This window comes from Streptomyces durocortorensis (genome assembly GCF_016901035.1).
GTDB classification, from domain to species: domain Bacteria; phylum Actinomycetota; class Actinomycetes; order Streptomycetales; family Streptomycetaceae; genus Streptomyces; species Streptomyces durocortorensis.
Genome location: NZ_JAFEUF010000085.1, coordinates 25,132 through 27,566 on the forward strand (window position 1 = coordinate 25,132; position 2,435 = coordinate 27,566).

Sequence of the window (2,435 nt, forward strand, 5' to 3'; positions counted from 1 at the left end):
GGTAGAGCGCAACCTTGCCAAGGTTGAGGTCGCCAGTTCGAACCTGGTCGTCCGCTCCACGAGGCGAAGGGCCCCGGGCGGGCGGGGGGGGGGGGGGGGCCGGGGGGGGGGGGGGGGGGCCCCCCCGGGGGGGGGGGGGCCCCCCCCCCCCCCCCGGTTGACGTCGAGCGCACCGGTTGATGTCGAGGCGAACGGGGACAGGGCGATGACCGAAGGACCGAACACCGACCCGGCGGAGCTGCTGAAGGGGTTGACCGTGGACGGCCGCCGTCCCGAGCAGCCCGTTCTGCTGGACGACCGGGGCCGCCCGATCGAGACCTGGCGGGAGAACTACCCGTACGACCGGCGGGTGCGCCGCAAGGAGTACGAGCGGGACAAGCGCGTCCTCCAGATCGAACTGCTGAAGCTCCAGCGCTGGGTGCGGGAGAGCGGGCAGCGGCTGGTGGTCCTGTGCGAGGGCCGTGACGCCGCGGGCAAGGGCGGGACGATCCAGCGGTTCACCGAGCGGCTCAACCCGCGTGGCGCGCGGGTGGTCGCCCTGGAGAAGCCCACCGAGCGGGAGAGCGGGCAGTGGTACTTCCAGCGCTATGTGGCCCAGCTCCCGACCGCCGGGGAGATCGTCTTCTTCGACCGTTCCTGGTACAACCGGGCCGGTGTGGAGCGGGTGATGGACTTCTGCACCACCGAGCAGTACGAGCATTTCCTCGAGCAGGCCCCGCAGTTCGAGCGGATGCTCGTCGAGGACGGCGTCCTGCTGGTGAAGTTCTGGTTCTCGGTCTCGCGCAGCGAGCAGCGGACCCGGTTCGCGATCCGACAGGTCGACCCGGTCCGCCAGTGGAAGCTGTCGCCGACCGACGTGGCCTCGCTGGACCTGTGGGACGAGTACACGGACGCGAAGGTCGCGATGTTCCGGGCCACGGACACCGAGTACGCTTCCTGGACGGTGGTCAAGAACAACGACAAGAAGCGCGGCCGGCTGGAGGCCATGCGCAGCCTGTTGTGGCGGCTCGACTACGACAGCAAGGACGAGAAGACCATCGGAACACCGGACCCGCTGATCGTGGGTCCTGCGGACACCTTGCTGGAGCCCGGCGAGGAGCAGGCGGTTCTCTCACCCACCCCGCTGACCGGCCGGGCGCACGGACCGGGCAACCATCCCGGCCAGGACTGAGCCGGGCCCTTTCCGTTTTCCGTCACGGAGCTGAGTAAAGGGGGCTCCTCCACCCGCTGGTGGAGGAGCCCCCTTTACTCAGCTCTTCGCCGCGCCCGAAAAGCGGAATGCGTCAGGCGTTGATCTTCTCCAGATCCACCACGTCATCGGCAGCGGGCTTCTGGGCGTCGACCTTCTTGTTGTAATCGCTCAGCAGCGTCTCGCTCGGCGCTTCGCCGCCTTCGGAAACCGCCTTGAGAACGTAGGGCTCGCCCTCGGTGGCCACGTACATGGTGATCTTCTCGCCGTTCTCCTGCTTCTTCTCCAGGATCAGCGCCGACTTGCCGTCGACCTCCGTGGTCTCGCCCTTCTTCATTCCCTTGCGCTCGGACTTGTCGCTGTCCAGCATGGCGAGGGCGGCCTGCTTGTCGCACATCCCCTCCGTGCCGGACTGCGCCGGATCGGAGGCCACCCACTTGCCCTGCACCTGCTTGACCACCTTCTCGGTGCCCGGCTTGCTCTTCAGCATGTTCTGCCAGAATTTCTCGTCGCCCCGCACATAGACGCTCTGCCCGACCTGGAGGACATCGGCCTTGGCTCCCTGCCCGGTCATGGTGCCCGTGCAGCGGTCCTCGTCGTCGACATGGAAGTCGATGCCGATCTCGTTGCCGCCGGGCTGCTGCGCCTTTCCGACGATCCGCAGGGATTTCGCGTCACGCGTCGCCTTGACCGCGTCCGCAGCGATGGTGTCCGCGCTCTTTCCGTCGAACGCTTCATCGGATCCCCCATCACCGCACCCCACCAGTGCCGTCGCCCCCAGAGAAACCGAAACCGCAGCCAGGATGACCTTCTTCATCGCATTCCCTCCCTGAAATGGCGAGGGCCTCCCCGGGCCCTCATGAGCCCGGGTACCCAGCGGATGCAGAAAGTCACTCACCTTTTTCCCGCTGTCCTTTTCCGGCAGCTCCGCGAGCAAATCGGAATTCGGCCCTCCTGGTCGGCGGGAGGAAAGGGACGTGCCTCAGACCGCGGCTGACTCCTCCGGTGCACACGGGTCGTCGGGTTCGTCCTGGCCGCCCGAGGCCGTATCGGACGGCGAGGGGTCGGCCGGGGACGGGGACGGCGTTTCGCCCGGGCAGCCCGGATCGGTCTCGCCGGGGTCGGGCGGGGTGTCGGCCCTGGTGTGCGCGAGGGTACGGCGGGGCCGGGCCGCGCCCACCGCCGCCGGCCCCGACGCGCTCGCCCTGGCGCTCTCGGCCTTGGCGATCACCCCCCAGCACCCCAG

Annotated in this window: 2 protein-coding genes and 1 pseudogene; 1 reads left to right on the forward strand and 2 read right to left on the reverse strand. The window is 68.7% G+C overall.

From position 1 onward, the window contains the following. Positions 1-205 precede the first annotated feature (205 nt). Positions 206-1,171, forward strand: coding sequence for a polyphosphate kinase 2 (gene ppk2, locus JS521_RS17990; RefSeq protein WP_205083985.1), 966 nt, complete (start codon positions 206-208; stop codon positions 1,169-1,171). A 112-nt stretch (positions 1,172-1,283) separates the two neighbouring features. On the opposite strand, the gene JS521_RS17995 is transcribed toward ppk2, so the two are convergent. Further along, entirely contained in the window at positions 1,284-2,006 is a 723-nt protein-coding gene (locus tag JS521_RS17995; protein ID WP_205083986.1) for a hypothetical protein, read from the reverse strand. A 165-nt stretch (positions 2,007-2,171) separates the two neighbouring features. Then, positions 2,172-2,435: pseudogene (locus JS521_RS18000) on the reverse strand (hypothetical protein); the annotation flags it as partial.

What these genes read in the sequence shown, in the direction of transcription:
- ppk2 (WP_205083985.1), top strand. Translation starts at nt 206, where the DNA reads ATGACCGAAGGACCGAACACCGACCCGGCGGAGCTGCTGAAGGGGTTG.
- JS521_RS17995 (WP_205083986.1), bottom strand. Translation starts at nt 2,006, where the DNA reads ATGAAGAAGGTCATCCTGGCTGCGGTTTCGGTTTCTCTGGGGGCGACG.